The organism is Nocardia exalbida NBRC 100660 (genome assembly GCF_000308575.1).
In the GTDB taxonomy this organism is placed as follows: Bacteria; Actinomycetota; Actinomycetes; order Mycobacteriales; family Mycobacteriaceae; genus Nocardia; species Nocardia exalbida.
In genome coordinates, this window is the sequence record NZ_BAFZ01000165.1 from 139,011 (window position 1) to 163,585 (window position 24,575).

The window sequence follows — 24,575 nt, forward strand, 5'->3', positions numbered from 1 at the left end:
TGCGGCGACGGAAGCGGTCGACGATACACCGGGTGCGGACGTCGGTGTGGATGTTCGTCGGCACAGGGGCGGGACGGTGCGCCAGCGATGGTCAGCGGAATGGGCGGCAGCGAGTTGTACGCTCGCGTGCGGGACGAGGAATCCGCGTCGTTCCGTTCGGCAGGCGGTAACGCCGTCCGATTCGTGGCCTCGATAGCGGCCTTGGTCGTGGTGTGGGCGCGTGGGCCGCAGTTGCTGGCGCTCTGGGTCCCCGTAGTGGAGTTGTCGACATGGCGGCAGCTGGTGTTGTTTCCGCTGGCGGTGCTGGGGGTGGGGGCGTTCGCCGCCGGCGCGGAGACCGTCACCGACGCATCGCAAGGGCTGCGGGCCAGATCCATCCGGCGGCGTGTGGACCGCGATCCCGATCAGATCGCGATGCTGGTCCCGCCGCTGGAGACGCACCGGGCCACGGTGCAGCGGATCCGCGGCCACGGGCGGGCAACGGTGCGGCGCCTGCTCTGGATCGCGGTACCGGTCGCGCTGGGCATCGGGGTACTGGCGGCCGGGGTGACGGTCGAGGACCCCGACGGGACGCGGCGTCCCGCGCCGGAACTGGAGCCTGCCGTCCTCGGCCTGGCGTTCCTGTCGGCGGCGGTGCTGCTGGTGTCGGTGGTGCTGCGGTGGCGGCGGTGGAGTGCGAGCCGCGCGGTCGAGAAGTGGTCCCAGGACCCCGCCTACAGCGCCAGGATCAGCCGGGTCGGCCCGGATCCCACGTCGTCCCCGGCCGCGGATATCCCGGCGCTCACCGTGAAGTTCATCGCCCCGCCGCGGCGTCAGGGAAGCCTTCGGCAGGTCTCGACGCAGTCCAACGTGATCGGCGCGAAGCCGGTCCGGATCGCCTATCTCCGCCTGTTCGACAATCGAGCGCGCGCACGCGAGTTCCTGCGTGGCGCGTGGCGCGAGTTCGGGTATGTGCATCTCCTGCGCAGCGCCGCGTCGGTGAGCCCGCAAGAGGTTCGGAAAGTGCGCAGGGACAACGCCTTCCGTACCATGTTCGTAGCATCACCGCGCATGCTGCGCGAGGAACTGGCGAAATTCTCGGCCGAACCGTTGCCGCCGGGGCGCAGGCGTTTGCTAGGGGTGACCGATCTGGCGGTCCGGGTCCGCGATCCCGCGGGCAGCTACCCTGTGCGTCCGATCCTCTGTCACGTCAGCTTCTGGCAGGCGGCGGTGGACATGCTGTTGTCCCGGGTCGACTACGTCGTGCTGGATCTGGCCGGGTATGTGCCCGCCAACGCGGGAACACGCTTCGAATTGCAACGCGTGATCGACCGCTTTCCCATCGCCGAGGTCATCTTCATCTGCGACAGTCAGAGCGATCGGGCATTCCTGAAGGCGCAGGTGCTGTATCACTGGTCGCGGATGGGCAGCGGATCACCGAATTCCGGCGCGACTCCGCGAACCGCTCGCATCGCTGTGACCGACGGTCATCGGGCCACTACCCGGTATCTGATGGCAGATCTACAGGTTCGCCGTGGATGACGCGGCATCGGTCGCGGAACATGGATCCGCAGCTGGGAAAGTTCGCAATTCCCGAGCAGCGCAAATGGATTCGAGCGGCACCGGTTGCCTGTTACGCTTCGGCCATGTCGGTTCGAACGCGCCTCGCGGCCCGTGCGGCACGGTGACGACTACCCCGGGCTGTTCCAGTCCGCGGACTCGGCGTCGCTGTACGGCCAGAAGTTCTATCTCCGCGCCTACGGAGCTCGGCTCTGGCTGGCGGTGCTGGCGGCGGCGTGCGCGGCGTTCACCGTGCGCGTCGGCTCCGCGCGCACGGATGTAGCGGCCATCCTGACCGCCATGGCCTTCGTCGGAATCCTCGCCGTCGACGTGGGTGTGCTGCGCGGCCGTCCGGGTAAGTCCTGGTACGAAGGTCGCGCGCTCGCCGAGTCGGTGAAGACCTTGACCTGGAAGTACGCGGTGCGGGGTGCGCCGTTCGTCGGGACGCTGTCCCCGGCCGAGGCCGATCGGATGCTGATCGAGCGCATCATGCTGCTACGCCAGGACATCTCGGCGCTCGCCCTGCGGCCGACCACCGCGCCGACCATCACCGACCGCATGCGGCAGTTGCGTTCGGCTCCGTTCGACGAACGGCGCCGCGTCTATCTGGACGATCGCATCAGGGAACAACAACGGTGGTACGCGGCCAAATCCGGCTACCACCAGCGCAGATCGCAGGTATACGGCACGCTGGCACTCGTTTTCGAGGTGGCGGGTGTGGCCGGCGCGCTGGCGAAGGCGTTCAACGCGGTCGCTTTCGACCTCGCAGGCATTTTCGCGGCCGCCGTCGCGGGTCTGGCCGCTTGGTCGTCGGCCCGCCAGCACAGCACCGGCGCCGCTGCCTATGCCGTCGCCTCGAACGAACTGAGCATCGTCGCCGAAGTGCTGGAACAGAACAGCACCGAAGCAGCCTGGGCGGACGCCGTATCCGACGCCGAGGAAGCGATCAGTCGCGAACATACTATGTGGCGAGCTTCGCACGGCGAATAGCACCCGCGACCGGCAGCCGTCTTTCATCGGACGTCCGATGGTCCGGCGTGGCTGCCGGATTTGACCGGGGACAGTGCTTATCATGATCACGCTGTGTGACGTGGCGGCGTTGCACGGCGAACGGGGAAGCGGCCCGTCCGGCGGAAGCGTGACGCCGGGCGGGCCGTTGCATTCGGTCGGTCCGTGCCGGATCGTGCGGTCGAATCCAGGAGGCAAGGGGTGAGCTTGCCTGTGCTGCCGCGTTTGTCGCCGGTCGGGGCGGGTAGGCATCGACGAATGGCGTAGGTCAGGAGGTCGGAGTATGACATCGAACAATGCCGTCGGACAGTTGCGCAGCGTGGTGCTGGACTGCCCCGAACCGCGAAAACTCGCGGGGTTCTACCGGGACCTGCTCGGGGGAGACCTGCTCGAGGACGATGACGACGACTGGGTGGTGCTGGTCGAGAACTCGGGCAGGCGCATCGCGTTTCAGACGGCGCCGCAGTACAAACCGCCGCGTTTCCCGGACCCCGAGGCGTCGCAGCAGGTGCATTTCGACGTGTTGGTGGACGACATCGAGCAGGCCGAACCGGCGGCGCTCGCCTTGGGAGCGACACTCGTGCAAGGCGAAACCGACGGAGCGTTCCGTGTTTACGCCGACCCGGTGGGGCACACGTTCTGCCTGGTATGGCTCCCGGACGAGTAAAGAGCCGGACAGGCCGGGCACCCGACCCGGCCTGTCACTTTTGCGGCGATCACGCGAAATGCGACGAATGCCCTGCGTGGGGATCGGCCGGGTCGTGGCGGGTGCCTGCCGATCGACCTCGAACGCCGCCTCTCATTCGGGCGGTGGCGGTCGACGGATGTCGTCGGCCACCGATCCGCCCGCGACGTCGGCGGCGACACCGATCTGCTCCTCGTAGGGAAGGCCGACCGGCACACGGTCGCCGTCGGAGGTGATGTCTTTCAGCCTGTGGTCGTCGTCCTCGAGTCTCCCGCCTGCCTCCGTCTCGGGGACACGGTTCGGATCGACGTCCGGCTCCTCCTCGGCGAGCCGGTCCCCGATCGGTCGCGGATGAGCTTGCTCCCACGGTGTCACGCCGTACTTCGTGACGCCGCTCCAGTGCTCCGGTGGGTCCATTCCGGCCTCCAGCGGGTCGGAATGCAGTCGGTCCTCATCGAGATCCTCGGCGCTGTTGAGCGCCGCCGGATCGGATTCGACCGAGTCGGGTGCCCCCGTGTCCTGCGGCGGGTCATAGGTCTCGTGCGGTTCGGTCATCTCTGCCTCCTCTCCTGCATTCAGCGACTTCCCGGAACTGCCGGTAGCAAACCCTCGGAGAGGGGTCCAACAGCGCCCGGCGAGGGGCACACACCCTGGCCGCGGGCTTACGGCGGCGAAGTCGAGTCACCTACGGGTGAACACGCCGAGGTGTTCGACGTCGTAGTACTCGAGGGTGAGCTTGCCGTCCTCGAAGGTCGCCCGGGAGACCGAGCCGTGGTTGGCGTTTTCGCCGGCCGGTGTGAAAACGAAAGTGTCACCGTCCCAGTGCTTCAGTGGAAAGGTCATATTGTTCGGGCCCAGGCCGAGGGTCAGGGAATTACCGGTGGCGGCGACCGTCGCCGGGCCGTAGTAGGGATTGTCGTAGGTGCCCGTATACGAGGCGGACGGTCGAGCGGGAGCGGGGGCGGCGGGCGGCTGCTTGCCTGCCAGCGCCCCTGCCGGGGCGCCCAGCGGCTGGAATGCTGTTCGATAGAGCGAGCGCCAGTCCTGCTGGATCTTCCCGAACTGGACCAGGTCGGCGAACTCCGCGTTCAGCGTTTCCGGCACGCCGATCGGTGCCGCGTTGGTGAGTGTCACGATGCCGACGTCGGCGGAGGGAATCAAGGTGAACGCCGTGCCCGCACCGAGGCCGAACGCCCCCGAGTGACCGAGTACGACCCGCCCCGAGGGGGAATCGCCGACGTTGAAGCCGAATCCGTAGAACCCGGCGCGCGCGTCGGGCGTCTTCGGCGGCGCCGACACCGCCTGCGGGGAGATGGCGGGCAGGAGATCCTCCGGTGGCACCAGGACGGAGCCACCCGCGGAGCCGTTCGCGAGCACCATCGTCATCCATTTGGCCAGGTCGGCGACCGAGGAACTGACCCCTCCCGCCGGAGACTGAGCGTCCGGCTGACGCTGGGGATTGGCCGGCGCGTACTTCCCGTCGACCAGAACGTGCCCCTCGGCCCGGTTCGCGCGAGCCGCGAAGTCGGCGAAGCGGGAGCTGGTCGATGTCATGCCGAGCGGGCGGTAGATCGTCTGTTCGGACAAGGTCTCCCAGTCGGTTCCCGCCGCCGTGGCCACGGCGACAGCGGCCGCGGTCAGCCCGAAATTCGTGTATTCGTAGGAGTCCCGGAAGGCGCCCAGCGGCAGCAGCCGGAGCCGGTCGAGAATCTGTCCGCGGTCGTAGCCGAGGTCCTCCAGCAGGTCACCCGCGTGATCGGGCAGTCCGGAGCGGTGCGCGTACAGGTCGCCGACCGTGACGTGCTCGGTGACGTAGGGATCGGCGAGCGCGAAGGACGGCAGCAGCCGGTGTACCGGAGTGTCCCATTCGACACCCCCCGCGGCGATCCGGCGAGCCACGACCGTCGCGCCGACCGGCTTGGACAGCGACGCGAGCTGGAAGACCGTATCCGGGTCGACCTTCTCCTCGGTCACGACGTCACGGACGCCGAAGCCCCTGCTGTACACCACCTTTCCACCGTGCACGACGGCAACCGCCATGCCGGGAATACCCGAAGAGGTGAGCAGGCTCTCCGCGAGGTCGTCCAGTTCGCCCACGGCATCATCGATCCGTCCGTCCGGTATCGGCACACCGGCGAACCGGTCGGGCAGCACCGTGGAACCGGACGGTGCTCCCGCCTCGGTGGAGTTGGCCTCGTCGCCGCCACACCCGGTGAGGGCGAGAAGGACGGCCGCCGCCATCGCCGTGGGAACGAGCCATCCGCGCCATCGTGTGCTCACCGGTCGCCTCCTGGCTGCCGTAGCGACAAAAGACCAGATAAAGGCTAGTTGAGTAGAGATAGCTGCGTGGCGTGTTCTGCCGTCAGGTCCGGCCGCTGACCTACCCGGCGGCGGGCGCCTCCCGGATCTGCACGATCGGAAGCACCAGAGCCGCGGGGGAACTCGCCGGAACGACCGGGTTCACCGGTGCGATGGGAGCGATACGCTGGTATCCCGTGCCCACCAGGGGTCGGGTGTCCACCTCACCCTTGTTGGGCCAGTACGCAGCCGCGCGTTCGGCCTGCGCGGTGATCGTCAGCGACGGGTTGACGCCCAGATTGGCCGAGACCGCCGCGCCGTCGACCACGCTGAGCGTGGGGTAGCCGTAGACGCGGTGATAGGCGTCGATCACGCCGTGCTCGGCGTCGGCTCCGATCACGGCTCCGCCCAGGAAATGCGCCGTCAGCGGGATGTTGAAGATCTCGCCCCAGCTGCCGCCCGCGATGCCGCCGATCTTCTCCGCGACCCGCCTGGTGACGTCGTTGCCCACCGGGATCCAGGTCGGATTGGGCTCGCCGTGGCCCTGTCTGCTGGTGAGCTTGCGGCCGAACAGGCCGCGCTTGGTGTAGGTGGTGATCGAATTGTCCAGGTGCTGCATGACCAGGGAGATGATGGTCCGTTCGCTCCAGTTCCTGGTGCTCAGGAAGCTGAGCAGGTTCATCGGATGCCGCAGCACCAAGCCCAGGAAGCGCAGCCAGCGCGGAATGCGCCCACCGCCGTCCACCATGAGCGTCTGGAGCAGGCCCATGGCGTTGGAGCCCTTGCCGTAGCGGACCGGCTCGATGTGCGTGTCCGGGGTGGGATGAATGGACGAGGTGATCGCGACGCCCTTGGTGAAGTCGACGCCGGGGCGCACCTTCTTGGTGGCCGCGCCGACGATCGATTCCGAGTTGGTGCGCGTCAGCATGCCGAGCCGATCGGACAGGTCCGGCAATACCTTTTTGTCGCGCATGGCGAACAGCAGCTTCTGCGTGCCGCGCGTGCCCGCGGCGAGCACGACGTGCGAAGCGGTGAGCGTCCGCGGCTGCTTGCGAAGCCACGCGCCGGTGCGGGCGGTGGACACGTCCCAGGTGCCGTCGGGATGCGGACGCAGCTCGGTGACCGTCGTCATCGGAATGATCTCCGCACCGGCCTTTTCCGCCAGGTAGAGGTAGTTCTTCACCAAGGTGTTCTTGGCACCGTACTTGCAGCCCACCATGCAGTCGCCGCATTCGACGCACCCGGTGCGCTCGGGGCCGACGCCGCCGAAGTACGGATCCGGTACCGTCTTGCCCGGCTCGCCGAAGAACACGCCGACGGGAGTCTGCACGAACGTGTCGCCGACGCCCATATCGTCGGCGACGGCCTTGAAGACCTCGTCGGCGGGCGTCATGTGCGGATTGCGCACGACGCCGAGCATCTGCTGCGCACGCTCGTAGTAGGGAGTCAGCTCGTCGCGCCAATCGGTGATGTCACGCCACTGCGCGTCGCGGAAGAACGGCTCCGGCGGCACGTACAGGGTGTTCGCGTAATTCAGCGAACCGCCCCCGACGCCCGCGCCGCCGAGGATGAGGACATTGCGCAGCGGATGGATGCGCTGGATTCCGTAGCAGCCGAGCGCGGGCGCCCACAGGAACTTCTTCAGCTCCCAGCTGGTCTCGGGCAACTCGTCGTCGGCGAAGCGCCTGCCCGCCTCCAGTACGCCGACCTTGTAACCCTTCTCCACCAGCCGGAGCGCGGTGACGCTGCCGCCGAACCCCGAACCGACGATCAGCACGTCGAAATCCGTCGTCCGCTGGTCCATGTGGAACTCCTCGATCGTGTCGCCAGTGACTCGGCTAACACTACTCTCCGGTAAGTAACGGTCCGCAACTCGGCTGGAAACGGCGGATCGCTGCGGTAACGCGGTTTGCCAGCTGTTGCCCGGCCCGTTTTCAGAGCGATGCTCTCATTAGTTGACAACGCTCTCTGAATGGCGCATGGTTTGGTCATGCCGACGACACCGCGTGCCCGAGCCAGGGCCCAGACCATGAACGACATCGTCCGGATCGGGCGCGAACACCTGGCGACCGACGGCGCCGCAGCCCTGTCGCTGCGTGCGGTGGCGCGTGACCTCGGCGTGGTCTCCTCGGCGGTGTACCGATATGTCCGCAGTCGCGACGAGTTGCTGACCCTGCTCGTCGTGGACGGTTACAACGCGCTCGGCGACGCGGTCGACGGCGCGCTGGCGGCCGAGGCCGATCCGATCGACGGATTGCGGGCACTCGGGCGAACGGTACGGTGCTGGGCGCTGGCCGAACCCGCCCGCTACGGGTTGCTGTTCGGCACGCCGGTCCCCGGTTACGACGCACCGGCTGCCGAGACCATCGCGCCGGGCACCCGCGTGATCGCCACGATGCTGACCCTCTTCGCTCGGGCGTACGGTGCGGGCGAACTCGTGGCCCCGGCGGGGGAGCCTCGAATATCCACCGCTCTCGCGGGCAGTTTCACGCGGATTCGCGACCAGTTCCAGCTGGAGGTGCCCGATTGGCTGATCGTCCGCGGCGTGACGTTCTGGGTCGGTCTGTTCGGGGCGGTGAGCGCGGACGTCTTCGACATGTACGGCGCCGACACCTTCGCCGACCGGGAGGAATTGTTCGAACTGCAACTCGACGGGCTGTTGGACATGCTCGGTCACCGGCCGTGAGCCACACCCGCGACGGGGGAGTCCGCGATCGGTCGTGGCGGCGTGTGCTGCGATGGGAGGCGTGACTTCCTCCGAACAGCCCCCGGCACCCGATATCAGTGCGGTGACGGCATGGGCGCGCCGGATCGGTGCGCGGATGCCACTGGTCAACGCGCCGATGGGTGGCGTAGCGGGCGGCCGGCTCGCCGCGGCGGTGACCGCGGCCGGTGGAGTGGGCATGATCGGGATGGGCAGCGCCGGATCGGTCGCGGCGCTGGAGCGGGAACTGCCGCACGTCCGGGGCCTGGACGGGCCGTTCGGCATCGGTCTCGTCGATTGGGTCGTCGCGCGGGAGCCGCGGCTGCTGGAGGCCGCGATCGAGGCTCGTCCCGCCCTGATCTCGGTGAGCTTCGGCGTGGACCTGGATTGGGCGGCTCGCGTCGCGGACGCGGGAATCGTCCCGGCCACCCAGGTCTACAGCGGGCAGGACGCGCGGCGTGCGCAAGACGCGGGCATCGGCGTCCTCGTGGCCCGCGGCGTGGAGGGCGGCGGACACGGCGCCGTCAACGCGCCGCTGCTGCCGCTGCTGGAGGAGGTGCTGGCCGTGGCGACGGTTCCGGTGCTCGCGGCGGGCGGCATCGGGGCACCGGGGGATCTCGCCGCCGTACTCCGAGCGGGGGCCAGTGGCGCATGGCTCGGTACTTGTCTGGCGGCGTGCTCGGAATCGCTGCTGCCGGATGCGGGCCGCCGAGCCCTGCTCGACGCGCGCGGTACCGACACCGTGCTCACCCGCGCCTACGACGTGGGGATGGAATTGCCGTGGCCGGTGCGGTTTCCCGCGCGAGTGCTGCGCACCGGATTCACCGACCGATGGACCGGTAGGGAGGAGGAACTCGCCATGGATCCGGCGGCCAAGCACGCGCTCACCGCCGCGCTCGCCGTGAACGATCCGGCCGTCGCGCCGATCGACGCGGGCTCGAGCGTCGATCTGGTCACCTCCGTGGAACCGGCCGCTCGAGTGCTGGAGCGGCTGTGGTCAGGAGCGACGGGATCAATCGCGGGCTGAGCGTTTCAGTCCTCGCTGCTGGTCCGCTCGCCGAGATAGTGGAGCAGCGTGGGATCGGAGGAGGTCAGCCGATCGACTTCCTCACCGCCGGTGCATTGGTAGAGCGCGACGGTGACCGAACCGGATCGGCGCCCGGCGACCCGCCAGACCCCGCCCGCGTCGGTCCAGCGCCGGAGTACCGCGACGGGATCGTCGGTCATCGCCTACCTCCACTCGCGGACATGCGGCTTCGATCTCACCGCGGCACGGTGACCGGGTCGGAGCAGCTCGCCGGTCCGTCCACGAAAGAGCAATCCTTCGGCGCGCGGGTCGGCCGGTACCCGGGCGCGACGCCGCCGGCTCGGGTGATGTCCGTGTAGGCGGCCACCGCGTCCGTGGGCTTGCGCGTCAGTGCCTGGTCAGTGCGGACGTCGACCGTGTACAGGCCGAAACGTGGTGTGTAGGAACCCCACTCGTAGTTGTCGGTGAGGCTCCAGTAGTTGTAGCCGATCAGGTCGATGCCGTCGGCCTTGGCGCGCTGCAGCCAGTAGACGGTGTCGCGGAGGGAATCGGCGCGGCCGTATCCGTCCGCCCGTGGCAGGCCGTTCTCGGTGGGCATTCCGTTCTCGACGATGTAGAGCGGCTTGCCGGGGAACTGGCGCGCATAGTGCTGCAGCGCGTAATAGATGCCTTCCGGCTGCAACGGATTCTTCCACAATTCGGTGAGATTCCCCGTGGTAATGAGGCTGTCGGGGGAGAGGCCGTAGTAGTAATCGATGCCGATGTAGTCGAGCTTCGCGCCGATCCTGTCCACCAGTGGCTTGTTCACCACGTCCTCGGCGGCCGGGATGTAGGCGACATTGCTGGTCACCATCGCGTCCGGCTGAACTCGGTGAATGAACTCGTAGATGCTGTTGTGCGCCTCGGCGATCCGGTCCTGCATCGCGGCCGCGGCGGCGGGCGGCAATCCGCCGTTGCGCAGTTCGTTCACCACGTAGAAGGTCGGCTCGTTGAATGTGACCCACAACGGCTTGTACTCGGCGTAGCGATCGACCACCGTGCGTGCGTTGGCAAGCCAGTCCTCGACGATTCCCGCGTTGTTCCAGCCCCCGCGGTCGACCGCCCAACCTGGATAGACCCAGTGGTCGATGGTGATCATGGGGCGCATACCCGCGGCCGTGATCGCGGCGACGACGTCGTCGTAGAACCGCAATCCCTCGGGGTCCCACTTGCCCGGCTCCGGCTGGAGCCGAGCCCACTCGATGCCGATGCGATACACCTTCACGCCCAGGCCCGCCGCGAGGGCGATGTCCGAGCGGTAGCGCGAATAGAAGTCGATCGAATCCTGGTACGGGTCCGACGTCTTGCCGGACGCCACGTAACGGGACCAGTTGCTGTCCGGGGCATGGCCTTCCGACTGGTACCCCGACGCGGCGACGCCCCAGAGGAAGTCCGGGCCCATCGGCGTGACCACGGCGGGTGGCGCTGGCCGAGCCGCCGCCGGAGCGGCGACTCCGAGCAAGGCGGTGGCGACAGCCGCGAGGGCGGCCGAGACGCGGCGGGGGTGGGAACGCATCGAACTCCTGTTCCGAAAGGGGCGACGGGCGCTCGTGGACCTCCGGCGCAGGGATGGGGTGGGGGCCACGGGGGACAGGGTAACTGGTCGCTTGTCCGTTTTCAGGAAGACGAGGAGGGGTGGGCGGGCGAAACGAACTCTCTGACTTGCTCGGACGGCTACGTAGGGACGGGCACGCAGCCTCTTGGGCTTGAAAAATATAGATACGTAGATATGCGCATTTAACTATGTAATTACCATCGTAGCAAACAGGCATTCAACTCACGTCAACATCAAAAAACCAACAAGGAGCAGGGGAGGGCCGGAGATTCCGGTCAGGCGAGCTCGTCGGCCGAGTCGTGGCCGGCGGCGGCGCTACGTCGGAGGAATTCCGCGATCAGCTCGAGTTCGGCATCCGTGTAGCCCTCGCAGATGGCGTCCATCCGGCCGTTCATTCCACTGAATATCCGGTAGAGCTCGGGATTTCGGTCGTGGAGTGCACGCACGGTGACGGCGCGCCGGTCGGCGCCCTCGGGATCACGCTCGCGGATCACCCATCCGCCACGCTGGAGGCGGTCCAGGATGCCGGTCAACGTCGCCGGGTGCAGACCGGCACGCGCCGCCAACGCAGTCGGCGTCAGCGGCCCGTGTCGGTTGATCAGATCCAGGCAGGTCCAGTCGACGTCCTTCAGTTCCACCTTGTTGCCGAAGCGGCGGTTGAGCACGGACAGCTGGGTGTTCAGATCGCGTAGCGCCTCTTTGACGGACGTGACCAACCGCCGGTGTCGCCGGGGCGCGGCCGGATCGACTACGGAACTCATCCAAGTCACCTTCACGATTCTTTGTATGGATTCCGTATTATACGCACCGCCAACTGGAATGGGCGCCGCCGTGCGCTCAGTGCTTGCCGAGCGCCTCGGTGCGGATCAGTCGCAGCAGGCTGGGATTATTCGAGGTGGTGACGACGCTGACGATCCTCTGGACATATCGGTCGTCGTCGATGAGCTGGAGCAGGCAGGCGGCCAGGTCCGCTCGGGAGGTGAACCGGCCCTCGGCGTGTCCTTCCGCGACTGTGTAGTCGGTGACGAGCGCGGAGGTGTACAGGCCACTCGGGCGCACGACCGTCCAGTCGAGTTCGGTTTCTGTGAGCAGGGTTTCCATCGCACGCATATCGTCGTAGAGCGTTTTGCCCATGACCTGCGTGAGGTAGGGCTGCAAGACGCGATTGAACAGAAAGCCCGCATCCGCGTGTGGTTTGGGGTCGACGGCGCTGGACGAGACGACAGCGATACGGCGTACCGCGTGCTTGCGCATGGCGGCGACGATATTGGCGACCCCGGCCGAATACGTCGTGATCGGTTGCTTGCTGTAGGGCACACCGAGTGTCGACAGCACCGCGTCGCCGCCCGCGATCGCGCTCTCGACGGAGTCTGCCGTATGGACGTCACCCTCGAACGTCGTGAGCCGGTCGTGTTCGAGCGGGAAATCGTGTGGCTTGCGAGTGACGGCGACGACGTCATGACCGGCCGCGAGAGCCTGAGTGGTCAGCAAGCGGCCGGTGGGACCGTTCGCCCCGAAGACGATGAGACGCATGGATGTTCCTTCTGGGTTGGTGCGAGCCGCGGAAAGCGGCACCGGAGGCGGGGGAGGGGGCGTCACGACCACTCCGCCCGGTGATCGGCGGCCCATGTCGCGAACGAGCGTGCCGGACGGCCGAGAATCGCGTCCACCTCGTGAGTGACGATGGGCGTTCGGTCGAGTTCACGAGCGTAGCGGTCCATGAGCGCGAGCACGAAGCGCTCGTCGAGACCTTGCCCGATCATCGCGCGCGTGGCTGTTTCGACCGGAACCTGCTGAAATCGAAGGGGTTTGCCGATCGCGTCGCCGATGACGGCGACCATCCGCTCCAGGGTCACGGCCTCGGGACCGGTGATGGTTATGCGGCGGCCGAGGAGGCTGTCGTCCCACATGGCCCGGGCGATGACGTCCGCGACATCCTGTTCGTGGATGACCGCCTCGGCGAAAGACGCATACGGGCCGAAGACGGTGTCACCAGCGGCCACTTGCTTTCGCCACATCGCCGATGTGTTCATGGCGAACGAACTCGGTCGTACGCTCACCCACGGCAGTCCGCTCGCGACGACCGCCCGCTCGACCTCCGTGTTGCGGTCACCGTTGAATCGGGAGGGCTGATGAGCGGGTTCGTCGTCGGCGTTGCAGGCGGACATGACGACCACCCGGCCGACACCGCATGTCGCGGCGAGCCGGACCAGTTCGCCGACGTGATCCTTGCTGGCCCGCGGGTGGACGAACAGGGCATCGACCCCCTGCAAGGCATCGTTCACCTCGTCGAACGCCACGACTTCCACATCTTCGGGAAAGTCGGCGACGGCCTGTCGAGAGACAGCGCGGACTCTCGTTCCGGCGGATAGCAGAGCGCTGACGAGGGGGCGGCCGATGGTGCCGGTGGCGCCGGTGATCAGGTACATGACAACTCCTATCTAACTCATATCGTATGAAGGAGATATTACATGCTGCGCCGTGCCGATCAATATGAGTTTCGTAATTTATGACTGAACCCGATCGTGCACGGACCTCGGTACGAGGTGTTAGATCTAGAGCGCCTGCCAAGTCGCGAGTTCGCTACGGAAAGGTGTCCCGATATGGTCTCGAATCCGGTGCCGGCCTTGGCTCGACGGCTGGCCCAGCGGCGCTGGGTCATGCGGTCGGCGCCGGTCGTGCTGCGGGTCGAACGCTTGATCCGGCGGGCGAGCGGCGGCCGAAAAGGCGTCCTGGATCTGGCGGGGCTGCCGTCGGTCGAGGTCACCGTGCCGGGGCGGAAGACGGGGATCCCGCGCACCACATCGTTGCTCTACGTGCCGCACGGTGCGGACTTCATCGTCCTCGGTTCGAACTGGGGCGGTCCGAAGCATCCGGCCTGGTCGGCGAATCTGCGTGCGGCGCAAACCGCCTCGGTCCGGCACAAGGGCGAGCAGTTCCTGGCCACCGTGCGCGAGATCACGGGCGTGGAGCGCAAGCGCGTCTGGGATCTGGCGGTCGAGTTCTGGCCCGGTTACGCCATGGAGTACGAACTGTCCGGCGGCCGGGTGTTCCGGATCTTCGAGCTACGCCGCGTATCCGACTGACGGTGGCATCGGAAACGAGTGGCGGTCAGGTGTTCGGGTGGCCGGTTACGGTGGGGCGGTGACCACGCATCTGACCCACTGGGGCGCGTTCGAGGCGGACAGCGATGGGGAACGGCTCACAGCGGTCCGGCCGTGGCATGGTGACCCGGAGCCGGTGCCGCTGATCGACAATGTCGCTTCGGCGCAGCATCATCCGACGCGTATCGATCGGCCGCATGTTCGTCGGGGCTGGCTGGAGAACGGGCCGGGCCCAGGTGCGCGGGGCTCGGAGTCTTTCGTCCCGGTGTCGTGGGAGCGCGCGTTGGACCTGCTGGCCGGCGAGCTCGGCCGGGTGTACCAGGAGCATGGAGCGCAGGCGGTGTACGGCGGCTCGTACGGCTGGGCCAGCGCCGGGCGTTTCCATCACGCGCAGAGTCAATTGCACCGCTTCTTGAACTGTCTCGGCGGCTACGTCCGGCACGTGAACAGCTACAGCCTGGGTACCTCGACGGTGTTCCTGCCGTATGTCATCGGTGATATCGGATGGGTGACGCAACAGGCGACGGCGAAGACGGTCTTGGCCGGACATTCCGAGCTCGTGGTGGCTTTCGGTGGTTTGTCGCCGAAGAACGCGGCCGTGTCGCCGGGCGGGGTCTCGCGCCACAACATGCGCGGCTGGATCGCGGCGGCGCGGGCGCGGGGTTGCCGTTTCGTGTCGATCAGTCCGCTGCGCGACGACACCCCGCGGGAGAGCGAAGCGGAGTGGATCGCGCCGCGGCCGGGTACCGACGTGGCGATGATGCTGGCGCTCGCCCAAGTGCTGGACGCGGAGGGTTTGGCGGACGAACAGTTCCTGCGCGAGTACACGGTGGGCTTCGACCGCTTCGCGGAGTACCTGCGCGGTGCGGTGGACGGAGTGGTCAAGGATCCGGAGTGGGCCGCGGCCATCACCGGTGTGCCTGCCGGCCGTATCCGGACGCTGGCCCGCGCGATGGCTGCCGCGCGAACCCTGGTGACGGTGAGTTGGTCGCTGCAGCGGGCGCGCCATGGTGAGCAGCCGCTGTGGGCGGGTGTGGCGCTCGCGGCGATGCTGGGGCAGATCGGGCTTCCCGGAGGCGGGTTCGGGCACGGGTACGGCTCGGCCGCCGGTGTCGGGGAGCCTGCGCGGGTGCCCGCGCCGCGACTTCCGCAGGGGCGCAACGGTGTGGACGCCTTCATTCCGGTCGCTCGGATCGCGGACATGCTGCTCGAGCCGGGCGCACCCTTCCGCTACAACGGCCGGGAGCTGGTGTATCCGGAAGTGCGGTTGGTGTACTGGTGCGGCGGCAATCCGTTCCATCACCATCAGGACCTGGCTCGGCTGCGTACGGCGTTCGGTCGTCCGGACACGGTGGTTGTGCACGATGCGTTCTGGACTGCCACCGCGCGGCACGCCGATATCGTGCTCCCGGCGACGATGTCGATCGAGCGTGACGACTACGGCGTGGGGGAAGGTGACCGTTCGTTCTTCCCGATGAAGGCGCTGACTCGCCCGTATGGGCAGGCGCGCGACGACTATTCGATCTTCGCCGAGACGGCCGATCGGCTCGGGGTCGGGAAGGAATTCACCGAGGGGCGTTCGGCGGTCGAGTGGCTGCGGCATCTGTATGAGCAATGGCGTGCCGAGCAGTCGCGCGTGGGGCACGGGCTGCCGGATTTCGACGCGTTCTGGGCCGGTGAGGTTCTCGAGCTTCCGGTTCCGGACCCGAATCAGGTGTTGGCCGCTGACTTTCGCGCTGATCCGGATCGGCATCCGCTGAGCACGCCCAGCGGGAAGATCGAGATCTTCTCCGCGACCATCGATCGCTTCGGGTACGCCGATTGCCCGGGGCATCCGGTGTGGTTGGAGCCGGAGGAGTGGCTCGGTGGTGCGGCGGCGGCGCGGTTTCCCTTGCAGTTGGTGGCGAATCAGCCGCGGACCAAGCTGCACAGCCAGCTCGACGTTGGTGCCTACAGCCGGTCGGTGAAGATCTCCGGGCGTGAACCGATCCGGATGCATCCTTCGGACGCCGAACCGCGTGGTCTGCGTGCCGGTGAGATCGTGCGGGTGTTCAACGAGCGGGGCAGTTGCCTGGCCGGTCTGGTGGTCGACGACGGGGTGCGGGCCGGTGTCGCGCAGTTGTCCACCGGAGCGTGGTACGACCCCGACCCGGCGGATCCGACGTTCTGCCGGCACGGTAATCCGAACGTGCTCATCGCCGATCGTCCCTCTTCGACGCTCAGCCAGGGGTGCGCCGGGCAGCTCACGCTGGTGGAGGTGGAGCGTTATGCGGGCCCGATCACGGAGGTGGAGGTGATGCGGCCGCCGCACACGGATCGGATGAACATCGAATGGTTGTAGGCTCTGTCGGTCGATCGTGGTTGCGCGTCCATGTGAGCAGTGATGACGGTCGATGTCGGATTTGGGATTCGGCATGGGGGACAACGTAAGGTTGTCACTGGAGGTGTCGGGTGGAGCTGGATCTCGTGGCGGTGCGCGCGTTCGTCGTGGTGGTGGAGGAGCAGCAGTTCGGTCACGCGGCCGCGGTGCTGGGGATCAGCCAGCAGGCGGTGTCCAAGCGCATCGCGAAGCTCGAGTCGCAGCTGGGAACGGAGCTGTTCGACCGTGGGCGCGGCGGCAGTGTGCCGACGGCGGCCGGTACTCGGTTGCTGCCGTACGCGCGTTCCTTGCTCGCCGGCTCCGAGGCCGCGGTGCGGGCGGTGCGCGAGGTGGTGCGGCCGTTGCGGGTCGCGGTGCTGGGGAAACGGATGGCCGCGACCGATTTGATGGAGTTCTATCTCGCGCGTCATCCGCACCGCGACACCGAGATCGTCATCTCGAATATGATCACGACCTCGCGGGAAGCGTTGCGCGGCGGCATCGTCGACGCGGCTCTCGCGCGCGCGTCCGGCGGCCCGGTGGCTCTGCCCGACTGTATCGTCGCCGCTCCCGCGTATTTGGAGCCGTTGTATCTGCTGGTGGGTAAGGATCATCCGTTCGCGGGCCGGTCGACGATCGCGTTACGGGAACTCGCCGGGCAGCCGGTGTGGGTGCCGGGTGCGGCCGTGCCGTCGGAGTGGGCCGACTTCTATCGAGATCTCAGCGCGTTCAGCGGGATTCCGGTCGACACCAGGGGTCCGCTGGTGGGTATGGCCGAGATCGTCGAACGTATCGCGGACTCGTCGTCGTTGACGACGTTCAGCGGCGACGGGGGCCAGACGCCGTGGCATCCGAACGTGCGGCGCCTGATGATCGTCGATCCGACCCCCGCCTATCCGCTGGCGTTGTTGTGGTCGGCGGGCAACCGGCATCCTGGACTGCGGCATTTGGCCGAGCACGTCGCGGACAACTACAACCGGGATACCGCCGCCGCGTGCTGGGTTCCCGATTCCGATCGGGTGCTGTTCGGCGTGCCCGGTGCGGTGGCCCGGCGGTAGTGTCCGCTCGTGCCTCTACCATTCCCCGGGTGACCGGATACGACCCGCTCGACGCGTTCGAGCATCTCGACACCTCGACGTTACCGCCGCGGCAGCAGCGGATTCTCGCCACGATTCGGGACTGGGTTGTCCGGCACGGGTATCCGCCGAACACGCGTGAGATCGGTGACGCGGTGGGTCTGCGGTCGGCGTCGTCGGTGTCGAAGCATCTGAAGAGCCTGGAGGAGCGTGGTTTCCTGCGCCGCAGCCGGACGGTGTCGCGGCCGATCGACGTGCGGATGTTTCTGCACGCGCCCGCGCGGCGGGAGATCGCGGAGGATTCGGTGGCGGTACCGGTGGTCGGTGACATCGCGGCGGGCGCTCCGATCCTGGCCGAGGAGCACGGCGAGGACATGATGACGTTGCCGCGTGAGCTGGTCGGGCGCGGCACGGTGTTCGGGCTGCGAGTGCGCGGCGATTCGATGATCGATGCGGCCATCTGCGATGGCGACCTGGTGGTGGTGCGCAAGCAGCACGAGGCGCATTCCGGCGAGATCGTGGCGGCGATGATCGATGGGGAGGCGACGGTGAAGGTGTACCGGCGGCGCAACGGTCATGTGTACCTGGAGCCGCGCAATCCGGCCTACGAGGTGATCGATGGCGACGAAGCGGTCGTGCTCGGCAAGGTCGTGTCGGTGATGCGGCGCGTCTGACCTCGGCCGACTCTTCCCCGCGCGGGGCGGCCGTTCGGCCGTTGCCGTGGCGGTCGCCGTACCCTGAACGGCATGTCGGAGTTTGCGCGGACGCCTCTGGGCGCCGGGTTCGAGCAGCTGGTGCGGTTGCTCGATGGGCGCCGGGTCGTCGCGTTGACCGGCGCCGGGATCTCGACCGACAGCGGGATCCCGGACTATCGTGGTCCGTCCTCGCCGCCGCGCAACCCGATGACCTACCAGCAGTTCGTCGGTGATCCGGTGTTCCGGCAGCGGTACTGGGCGCGCAACCACGTCGGCTGGCGGCGCATGGACGGGTCGCGCCCCAATCCCGGGCATCGCGCGCTGGCACGGCTGGAGCGCATGGGCGTGGTCACCGGGCTGATCACCCAGAATGTGGATCTGCTGCACACGAAGGCGGGGCATCGGCGGGTGATCGATCTGCACGGCACCTACGCGCGGGTGCGTTGCCTGAGCTGCGCGTCGCTGGTCTCGCGGATGTCGCTGGCCGACCGGTTGGAGGCGGCCAATCCGGGCTTCGCGGAGGCCGCGACGACCGATGGGCTCGAGGTCGCGCCCGACGCGGACGCGGTGGTCGGCGACACCGGGAGCTTCCGGATGGTGGATTGCGCGCGCTGTGGCGGCATGCTGAAGCCCGATATCGTCTATTTCGGGGAGAACGTGCCGAAGGAGCGGGTCGCCGCGGCGTATGAGCTGGTCGAGGCCGCGGACGCGGTGCTGGTGGCCGGGTCGTCGTTGACGGTGATGTCCGGGCTGCGTTTCGTGCGCTACGCCGCGAGGCGGGGTTGTCCCGTCGTCATCGTGAATCGGGGCCGCACGCGCGGTGACGAACTGGCTGCGCTCCGGCTGGACGCCGGGTGCTCCACGGTTCTGCCTGTCCTGGCCGAGCGCCTGAGCGAAACGGGTGTTCGGGTGACGGCTGCGCACCACTCGGCCGGGCTGGACGAATCCGTCCAGCGATGACTCGACGGTCTGTTCGTCCCGGGCAAATCCGGGTCCGAGCATCCAGCCGCCGAGGCGGATACGTGTCTTTCCTGCTGAGGGCGGTGGCCGCGCCGGGCGCGTGTTCAGGATCGCGCTGATCGCAACCATTCTGTGAACCGTCGGCGGCCCTTACTGTTCCGGACAGTACTTCTCGTGTGAGGACCGTGTCCGATGACATTGCAGTTGGATCCGACCACATCGGCGCCACCTTCTTCCCCTGCCGAGGCGACCGGCGACAGCCCGGCTCCGTTCACCCGCAGGCTGCTCGGCCTGGTCCGGGTGTCCTCCGGATTGATTCTGGCGGGGGTCATCTGGCAGTTGGGCGCCCGATCGTGGCTCGGCGCGACGACTCCGGCGCCGACCGAGGTGCTCGAGGCGGGGTGGGAGCTGATCCGGTCGGGTGAGTTGTGGCAGCATCTGGCCGCTTCCGGTCGCCGGGTGGCGGTGGGGCTGGCGATCGGCATCGGCATCGGCCTGGTGTGCGGTGTGGCGGCCGGACTGTTCCGGATCGCCGAGGATCTGGTCAACGGCCCGTTGCAGGCATTGCGGATGCTGCCGACGTTGGCGCTGGTGCCGGTGTTCATCATCTGGTTCGGCATCGGGGATTCGTTCAAGATCGCGTTGATCATCGTCGCGCCCATCTTCCCGATCTACTTGAACGTGCTGGCCGGGATCCGCGGCGTGGACCGGCGGCTGGTGGAAGCGGCGGAATCGCTTGGCCTCAATCGGTTCGAGCTGACCACGAAGATCATCCTGCCCGGCGCGTTGCCGCAGATCTTCGTCGGACTGCGGCAGGCGCTGGGCGTCGGCTGGCTCACCCTGGTGGTCGCGGAGATGCAGACCACGCCGGTGGGGCTTGGCTTCCTGATGAACGATGCCAAGGAGTTCTTGCGGACCGACCAGATCTTTCTGGTCCTGGTGATCTACGCGGTCCTCGGGTTGCTCACCGATCTGTTCGTGCGCGTGCTGGAACACCGGTTCCTGTCCTGGCGTACCGGCTATGAGGGGAAATAGATGACCGCCACGATCGGGGCCGGTGTGCGCATTCGCGGGGCGGCGCGCGCGTTCGCCGGACGCACGGTGCTGCGCGAGGTCGACTTGGATATCGCGCCGGGGGAATTCGTCGCGCTGCTCGGCGCCAGCGGCTCGGGCAAGAGCACGCTGCTGCGCGGGATCGGCGGGCTGGATCGCGGGTTCGGCGGGTCGTTCGAGGTGCCCGGGTCGAAGGCGATCGTGTTCCAGGAGCATCGGTTGATTCCCTGGATCAGCGTGTGGCGCAACGTCGTTCTCGGCGTCGAGGGAGCTTCCAAGGCGCGGGCGCTGACGGCGCTGGAGGAAGTGGGGCTCACCGCGAAGGCCGATGTGTGGCCCGCAACGCTGTCCGGCGGTGAAGCCCAACGTGTGGCGCTGGCCAGGGCGCTGGTCCGCAATCCGGAACTGTTGCTGCTCGACGAGCCGTTCGGCGCCCTGGACGCGCTGACCCGGTTGAAAGTACAAGCCCTCGTGGCTCGCCTGTGGACGCTGCACCGTCAGTCGGTGCTGCTGGTGACCCACGATGTGGAAGAGGCGCTGCTACTGGCCGATCGCGCGCTTGTTTTGCGCGACGGCCGCATCGCCGAATCCTTCGACATCACCGTCGCCCGCCCGCGTTCGGTGGTCGACCCAGATTTCTCCGCACTCCGGCGCCGGTTGCTGCTCGCACTCGGCGTGAATCCCGACGCACCGACAGGAGCAGACGCATGAGTGAACCGTTGCAGATCAGCACGGACGTCTTGGTGATCGGCGGCGGGCCCGCGGCCTGCTGGGCCGCGATCCACGCCAGGGAAGCGGGCGCGGAGGTGACGTTGGTGGACAAGGGCTACTGCGGGGCCAGCGGCGCTACCGCCCCCGCCGGGACCGGCGTGTGGTACGTGGCGCCGGAGGCGACCGCGCGGGCGAACGCGAAAGCCAGCCGGGAGGCGCTGGGCGGGCATCTGGCCGATCACTACTGGATGGACCGGGTGCTCGATCAGACCTACGCGAACATGGATCGGCTCGCGGTGGAGGGTCGGTACCCGTTCCCCGTGGACCCCGGTACCGGGGCGCAAATCCGTACCGGCGTGCAGGGCCCGGAGTACATGCGCCGGATGCGGGCGTGGGTGAAACGGATCGGGGTGCGCATCCTCGACCACTCGCCGGCGCTGGAATTGCTGGTCGACGCCGACGGAGTGGTGCGCGGCGCGGCGGGCTACCAGCGCCAGGCCGATCGGGACTATCGCGTGGTCGCCGGTGCGGTGGTGCTCGCGAGCGGGGGCTGCGCGTTCCTGTCCCGGGCGCTGGGCACCAACGTCGACACCGGTGACGGCGCGCTGATGGCGGCCGAGGTGGGCGCCCGATTCTCGGGCATGGAATTCTCCAACGCGTACGCGATCGTGCCGAAGGGTTCGACGATCACCAAGACCGCCTACTACGGGTATGCGACCTTCTTCCACGAGGACGGGCGGGTACTCGAGGGCGCGGGCTCGACCAAGGGCCGTTCGGTGATCGCGCGGACCCTGCTGCGGGAGAAGGTGTTCGCCCAGCTCGATCGTGCCGATGCGACGGTTCAGGCGCAAATGCGGCTGGGGCAGCCGAATTTCTTCCTGCAGTTCGATCGGCGCGGCATCGACCCGTTCACCGACCGGTTCGAGGTGGACCTGCTCGCCGAGGGCACCGTCCGCGGCACCGGCGGCATCGATGTCGTCGACGACGACTGCGCCACCACGGTGCCGGGCCTGTACGCCGCGGGTGACGCGGCGACCAGGGAACGGATCTGCGGCGGATTCACCGGTGGCGGCAGCCACAACTCGGCGTGGGCGATGTCGTCGGGCAGTTGGGCAGGGCGCGGAGCGGCGACGTTCGCGTTGCGATCGGGCGGTCCTCGGAGTGCCGATCTGCGTGGCGCCGGGCGCACCGGGTTGCGGCCGGAGCACGGTGGGTCGGTACGGGCCGCGGACGTGGTCGAGGCCGCGCAGCGGGAGCTGATCCCGTTCGAGAAGAATTACCTGCGCCATGGTGACCGGATCCGGCCCGCGCTCGCGAACCTGGACGGTGTGTGGGAGCACGCCGCGCGCGGTCTGGGCGGCGAGACCGGAGACGAGCGAGTGCGGGCGCGGCAGGCCGCCGCCATCACCGCTGTGGGACGGTTGATGTATCGGTCGACGCTGGCGCGCACGGAGACGCGCGGGATGAGCAAACGCGCCGATCACCCGGATCTGGATCCGCGGCAGCACCACCACATCCTGTCCGGCGGTTTGGACGAGGTGTGGACGGCGACGGCCGCGGCGAGCGGCGCCTCGGCGGTGGCGGCATGATCGAGATCCTGCGCGCGGGTGACTGCATCGCCTGTGACAAATGCGTGGACGTGTGCCCCACGAATGTCTTCGATCGCACCGACGGCGGAATCCCCGTCATCGCGCGGCAATCCGATTGCCAGACCTGCTTCATGTGCGAGGCGTACTGCCCCACGGACGCGCTGTATGTCGACCCGGAGGCGACTCCGCTGGCCGATCCCGGCGCGGTCGGCGAGGACCACATCGGCCGCTACCGCAAGGAGCTGGGGTGGGGTCGCGGCCGCACACCCGGCAGTCTCGTCGCGGTGGGGCCGCGTCTGCCGCACGGCGCTCCGCCGCCGCGGCTGTCCGAACTCTGAACGACGAAAGCGAATCATGCGCGTATTCAAGCTGATCGTGCCCGCTCTGGTGTCGGCGCTGTTGCTGGCCGTCACCGGCTGCGGGGCCGACGACGCGGGCTCGGCGACCCGCGCCGAGATCAAGACCCTCCGTATCGGCACCATCGGCACCGGTAACGTGCTCACCGGGCCGGTCGGGTTCGCCCACCAGCGCGGGGCCCTGCTGCCCGCGCTGAAGCCGCTGGGTGTGGACGACATCGAGGTCTACAGCTTCCCCAACGGTCCCGACCTGAACCAGGCGCTGGTCGGTGGCCGCCTCGACGTCGCCACCTACGGGGACACGCCCGCTCTGGTCGCGCGCGGCAGTGGATTGACAACGCGGCTGCTGGCCATCGCGGCGGTGAATTACAACGCCGGTGTGGTGGCCAAGGATCCGGCGATCCGGACGCTGAAAGATCTGGCGGGCAGGAAGATCGGCGTGCAATCCGGTTCGTACATCGATCGCTACCTGCAGGGTGCGCTGAAGGCCGAGGGCATTCAGGCGCAGCTGGTGCATCTGCTGGCCACCGACGCGGAGGCCCCGCTCAACGGCGGTGATATCGCGGCGGTCGCGCTGCCGGATGTGAACCCGTCGTCGTTCTTCCGATCGTTTCTGGCCAAGGGTTTCCACCAGGTCGACTCGATTCACGACAACCATCCCGATCTCGCGGGCACCAGCTCCTCGGTCAGCAGCCAGGAGTTCCTGGACAGCCATCCGGAATTCGGTGGCGCATGGCAGTCGGTCCTGGTCGAAGCCAACCGGTACGCGAAGCAGCATTGGGACGACTACGTGAACTACGAGGTCGCGCAGTCGAAGTCACCGGAGGCGGTGGTGCGGGCGACCGCACGCCCGAGCTACATCCCGGACGAGATCTTCGCGCCGCTGGGCATCCGGTTGCTGACGGGGACCAAACAGTTCCTGGTGGAGCAGAAGAAGATTCGGGAAGATTTCAGTTTGGAGGAATGGTTCTACCGGCCGGATCGGCCCAAGCAGGGCTGAGCCGGAGAGAGCGCGCGCCACGGATCGGGAGGGGACGAGTATGCCGCAGATCGCCGAGTGGGCGCGGCAACGGTCGTGGGGCGTTCGGCTGGAGTGGGGATCGGCCGGTGCGATGGCGCTCGGGCCCGGCAGCGCGTGCGTAGTGGTGGTCGACGTTCTGTCGTTCACGACATCGGTGTCGGTCGCTGTCGAAGCAGGGACGCAGGTGCTGCCCTACCCGTGGCGCGACGATGCTGCCGCGGAGTTCGCCGCGCGGCAGGGCGCGGCGCTGGCGGTGGGGCGGCGGGCGGTGTCCGAGCAGCAGCCGTGGTCGCTGTCTCCGGCGGCGTTGCGGCGTGCGCCGGTGGCCGGGCGGCTCGTGCTGCCCTCACCGAACGGTTCGGCCATCGCCGCGGCGGTCCGCGGTGTGCCGGTGGTGGCGGCGTGCCTGCGCAACGCGGGCGCGGTCGCTCGCTGGATCGCGGGGCAGGGGTGGGGCACCGCGCGGGAGCCGGTCGCGGTGATCGCCGCAGGCGAGCAGTGGCCCGGCGCGCAGTTGCGGCTCGCGGTCGAGGATTGGCTGGGTGCGGGGGCGGTCGCCGCGGCGCTGGCGCGTAACGGAGCGGGGCCGCTGTCGGCGGAGGCGCATGCCGCCGCGGTGACGTACGACGCGATCGCCGACGTCGTGGCGCTGATTCGCGATTGCGCCTCCGGCCGGGAACTGACCGAGGGCGGGTTCGCGCAAGATGTCGCGGTGGCCACGGAACTCGACTGCAGCGCGGTGGTGCCGGTGTCGACCGGCGGAGCATTCGTCGACGCCGCCCGGTGAAGCGGTGAT

24 protein-coding genes are annotated in these 24,575 nt (G+C 68.1%); 16 read left to right on the top strand and 8 right to left on the bottom strand.

All coding sequences use genetic code 11. From position 1 onward, the window contains the following. Positions 1 to 87 precede the first annotated feature (87 nt). From ON29_RS33320 to ON29_RS33330, 3 genes are all read left to right on the top strand, one after another. Positions 88 to 1,521 (top strand): hypothetical protein, encoded by a 1,434-nt coding sequence (locus tag ON29_RS33320; RefSeq protein ID WP_040872263.1) that lies wholly within the window; start codon positions 88 to 90, stop codon positions 1,519 to 1,521. A 132-nt stretch (positions 1,522 to 1,653) separates the two neighbouring features. Next, on the top strand, positions 1,654 to 2,529 hold the full coding sequence (locus tag ON29_RS33325; RefSeq protein WP_040872265.1) for a DUF4231 domain-containing protein: 876 nt from the start codon (positions 1,654 to 1,656) through the stop codon (positions 2,527 to 2,529). A gap of 301 nt (positions 2,530 to 2,830) precedes the next feature. Then, a complete protein-coding gene (locus tag ON29_RS33330) occupies positions 2,831 to 3,214 on the top strand; it encodes a VOC family protein (RefSeq protein WP_040872267.1) in 384 nt (127 codons plus the stop codon). A gap of 132 nt (positions 3,215 to 3,346) precedes the next feature. Here ON29_RS33330 and ON29_RS33335 read toward each other — a convergent pair whose 3' ends face one another. From ON29_RS33335 to ON29_RS33345, 3 genes are all read right to left on the bottom strand, one after another. Further along, positions 3,347 to 3,787 carry a hypothetical protein gene (locus tag ON29_RS33335; protein ID WP_040872269.1) on the bottom strand — a complete coding sequence of 147 codons (441 nt, stop codon included), beginning with the start codon at positions 3,785 to 3,787 and terminating at the stop codon, positions 3,347 to 3,349. 126 nt (positions 3,788 to 3,913) lie between these two features. Then, on the bottom strand, positions 3,914 to 5,473 hold the full coding sequence (locus ON29_RS33340) for a serine hydrolase (protein ID WP_051175894.1): 1,560 nt from the start codon (positions 5,471 to 5,473) through the stop codon (positions 3,914 to 3,916). A gap of 139 nt (positions 5,474 to 5,612) precedes the next feature. Further along, complete coding sequence (locus ON29_RS33345) at positions 5,613 to 7,334, bottom strand: FAD-dependent oxidoreductase (RefSeq protein WP_040872273.1); 1,722 nt, start codon at positions 7,332 to 7,334, stop codon at positions 5,613 to 5,615. A gap of 186 nt (positions 7,335 to 7,520) precedes the next feature. Between ON29_RS33345 and ON29_RS33350 the strand changes: the two genes are divergently transcribed. Both ON29_RS33350 and ON29_RS33355 read left to right on the top strand, forming a co-directional pair. Further along, the gene (locus ON29_RS33350; protein WP_040872377.1) at positions 7,521 to 8,216 is read left to right on the top strand and encodes a TetR/AcrR family transcriptional regulator; all 696 of its coding nucleotides are present in this window, start codon (positions 7,521 to 7,523) and stop codon (positions 8,214 to 8,216) included. 136 nt (positions 8,217 to 8,352) lie between these two features. Beyond that, entirely contained in the window at positions 8,353 to 9,261 is a 909-nt protein-coding gene (locus ON29_RS33355) for an NAD(P)H-dependent flavin oxidoreductase (RefSeq protein WP_083864250.1), read from the top strand. A gap of 5 nt (positions 9,262 to 9,266) precedes the next feature. On the opposite strand, the gene ON29_RS33360 is transcribed toward ON29_RS33355, so the two are convergent. The 5 genes from ON29_RS33360 to ON29_RS33380 all read right to left on the bottom strand — a co-directional run bounded on the left by ON29_RS33360 (position 9,267) and on the right by ON29_RS33380 (position 13,284). Further along, positions 9,267 to 9,461 (bottom strand): hypothetical protein, encoded by a 195-nt coding sequence (locus ON29_RS33360; protein WP_040872275.1) that lies wholly within the window; start codon positions 9,459 to 9,461, stop codon positions 9,267 to 9,269. Positions 9,462 to 9,496: 35 nt separating this feature from the next. Continuing rightward, positions 9,497 to 10,816, bottom strand: a complete 1,320-nt coding sequence (locus tag ON29_RS33365; protein WP_040872277.1) for a glycoside hydrolase family 1 protein — start codon at positions 10,814 to 10,816, stop codon at positions 9,497 to 9,499. A gap of 314 nt (positions 10,817 to 11,130) precedes the next feature. Beyond that, entirely contained in the window at positions 11,131 to 11,616 is a 486-nt protein-coding gene (locus tag ON29_RS33370) for a MarR family winged helix-turn-helix transcriptional regulator (protein ID WP_051175896.1), read from the bottom strand. Positions 11,617 to 11,692: 76 nt separating this feature from the next. Further along, entirely contained in the window at positions 11,693 to 12,388 is a 696-nt protein-coding gene (locus ON29_RS33375) for an NAD(P)-dependent oxidoreductase (protein WP_040872281.1), read from the bottom strand. Positions 12,389 to 12,450: 62 nt separating this feature from the next. Next, a complete protein-coding gene (locus ON29_RS33380) occupies positions 12,451 to 13,284 on the bottom strand; it encodes an NAD(P)H-binding protein (RefSeq protein ID WP_040872283.1) in 834 nt (277 codons plus the stop codon). A gap of 174 nt (positions 13,285 to 13,458) precedes the next feature. Between ON29_RS33380 and ON29_RS33385 the strand changes: the two genes are divergently transcribed. The 11 genes from ON29_RS33385 to ON29_RS33435 all read left to right on the top strand — a co-directional run bounded on the left by ON29_RS33385 (position 13,459) and on the right by ON29_RS33435 (position 24,566). Further along, positions 13,459 to 13,941 carry a nitroreductase family deazaflavin-dependent oxidoreductase gene (locus ON29_RS33385; protein WP_051175897.1) on the top strand — a complete coding sequence of 161 codons (483 nt, stop codon included), beginning with the start codon at positions 13,459 to 13,461 and terminating at the stop codon, positions 13,939 to 13,941. Positions 13,942 to 13,999: 58 nt separating this feature from the next. After that, entirely contained in the window at positions 14,000 to 16,300 is a 2,301-nt protein-coding gene (locus ON29_RS33390) for a molybdopterin guanine dinucleotide-containing S/N-oxide reductase (protein WP_040872383.1), read from the top strand. Positions 16,301 to 16,410: 110 nt separating this feature from the next. Further along, positions 16,411 to 17,376 (top strand): LysR family transcriptional regulator, encoded by a 966-nt coding sequence (locus ON29_RS33395; RefSeq protein WP_040872284.1) that lies wholly within the window; start codon positions 16,411 to 16,413, stop codon positions 17,374 to 17,376. A gap of 29 nt (positions 17,377 to 17,405) precedes the next feature. After that, on the top strand, positions 17,406 to 18,068 hold the full coding sequence (gene lexA / locus ON29_RS33400) for a transcriptional repressor LexA (protein ID WP_040872286.1): 663 nt from the start codon (positions 17,406 to 17,408) through the stop codon (positions 18,066 to 18,068). A gap of 72 nt (positions 18,069 to 18,140) precedes the next feature. Further along, positions 18,141 to 19,049 carry an NAD-dependent protein deacetylase gene (locus tag ON29_RS33405; RefSeq protein ID WP_051175898.1) on the top strand — a complete coding sequence of 303 codons (909 nt, stop codon included), beginning with the start codon at positions 18,141 to 18,143 and terminating at the stop codon, positions 19,047 to 19,049. 192 nt (positions 19,050 to 19,241) lie between these two features. Beyond that, entirely contained in the window at positions 19,242 to 20,084 is an 843-nt protein-coding gene (locus tag ON29_RS33410; protein ID WP_040872288.1) for an ABC transporter permease, read from the top strand. After that, positions 20,085 to 20,813, top strand: a complete 729-nt coding sequence (locus ON29_RS33415) for an ABC transporter ATP-binding protein (protein WP_040872290.1) — start codon at positions 20,085 to 20,087, stop codon at positions 20,811 to 20,813. Further along, entirely contained in the window at positions 20,810 to 22,402 is a 1,593-nt protein-coding gene (locus ON29_RS33420; protein ID WP_040872292.1) for an FAD-dependent oxidoreductase, read from the top strand. The genes ON29_RS33415 and ON29_RS33420 overlap by 4 nt, the downstream gene beginning before the upstream one ends. After that, positions 22,399 to 22,740: a 4Fe-4S dicluster domain-containing protein gene (locus ON29_RS33425; RefSeq protein ID WP_040872387.1), complete on the top strand. Its 342-nt coding sequence runs from the start codon at positions 22,399 to 22,401 to the stop codon at positions 22,738 to 22,740. The genes ON29_RS33420 and ON29_RS33425 overlap by 4 nt, the downstream gene beginning before the upstream one ends. A 16-nt stretch (positions 22,741 to 22,756) precedes the next feature. Further along, a complete protein-coding gene (locus ON29_RS33430; protein WP_040872293.1) occupies positions 22,757 to 23,758 on the top strand; it encodes an ABC transporter substrate-binding protein in 1,002 nt (333 codons plus the stop codon). 40 nt (positions 23,759 to 23,798) lie between these two features. Next, on the top strand, positions 23,799 to 24,566 hold the full coding sequence (locus tag ON29_RS33435) for a 2-phosphosulfolactate phosphatase (RefSeq protein ID WP_174371890.1): 768 nt from the start codon (positions 23,799 to 23,801) through the stop codon (positions 24,564 to 24,566). Positions 24,567 to 24,575: the final 9 nt, after the last annotated feature.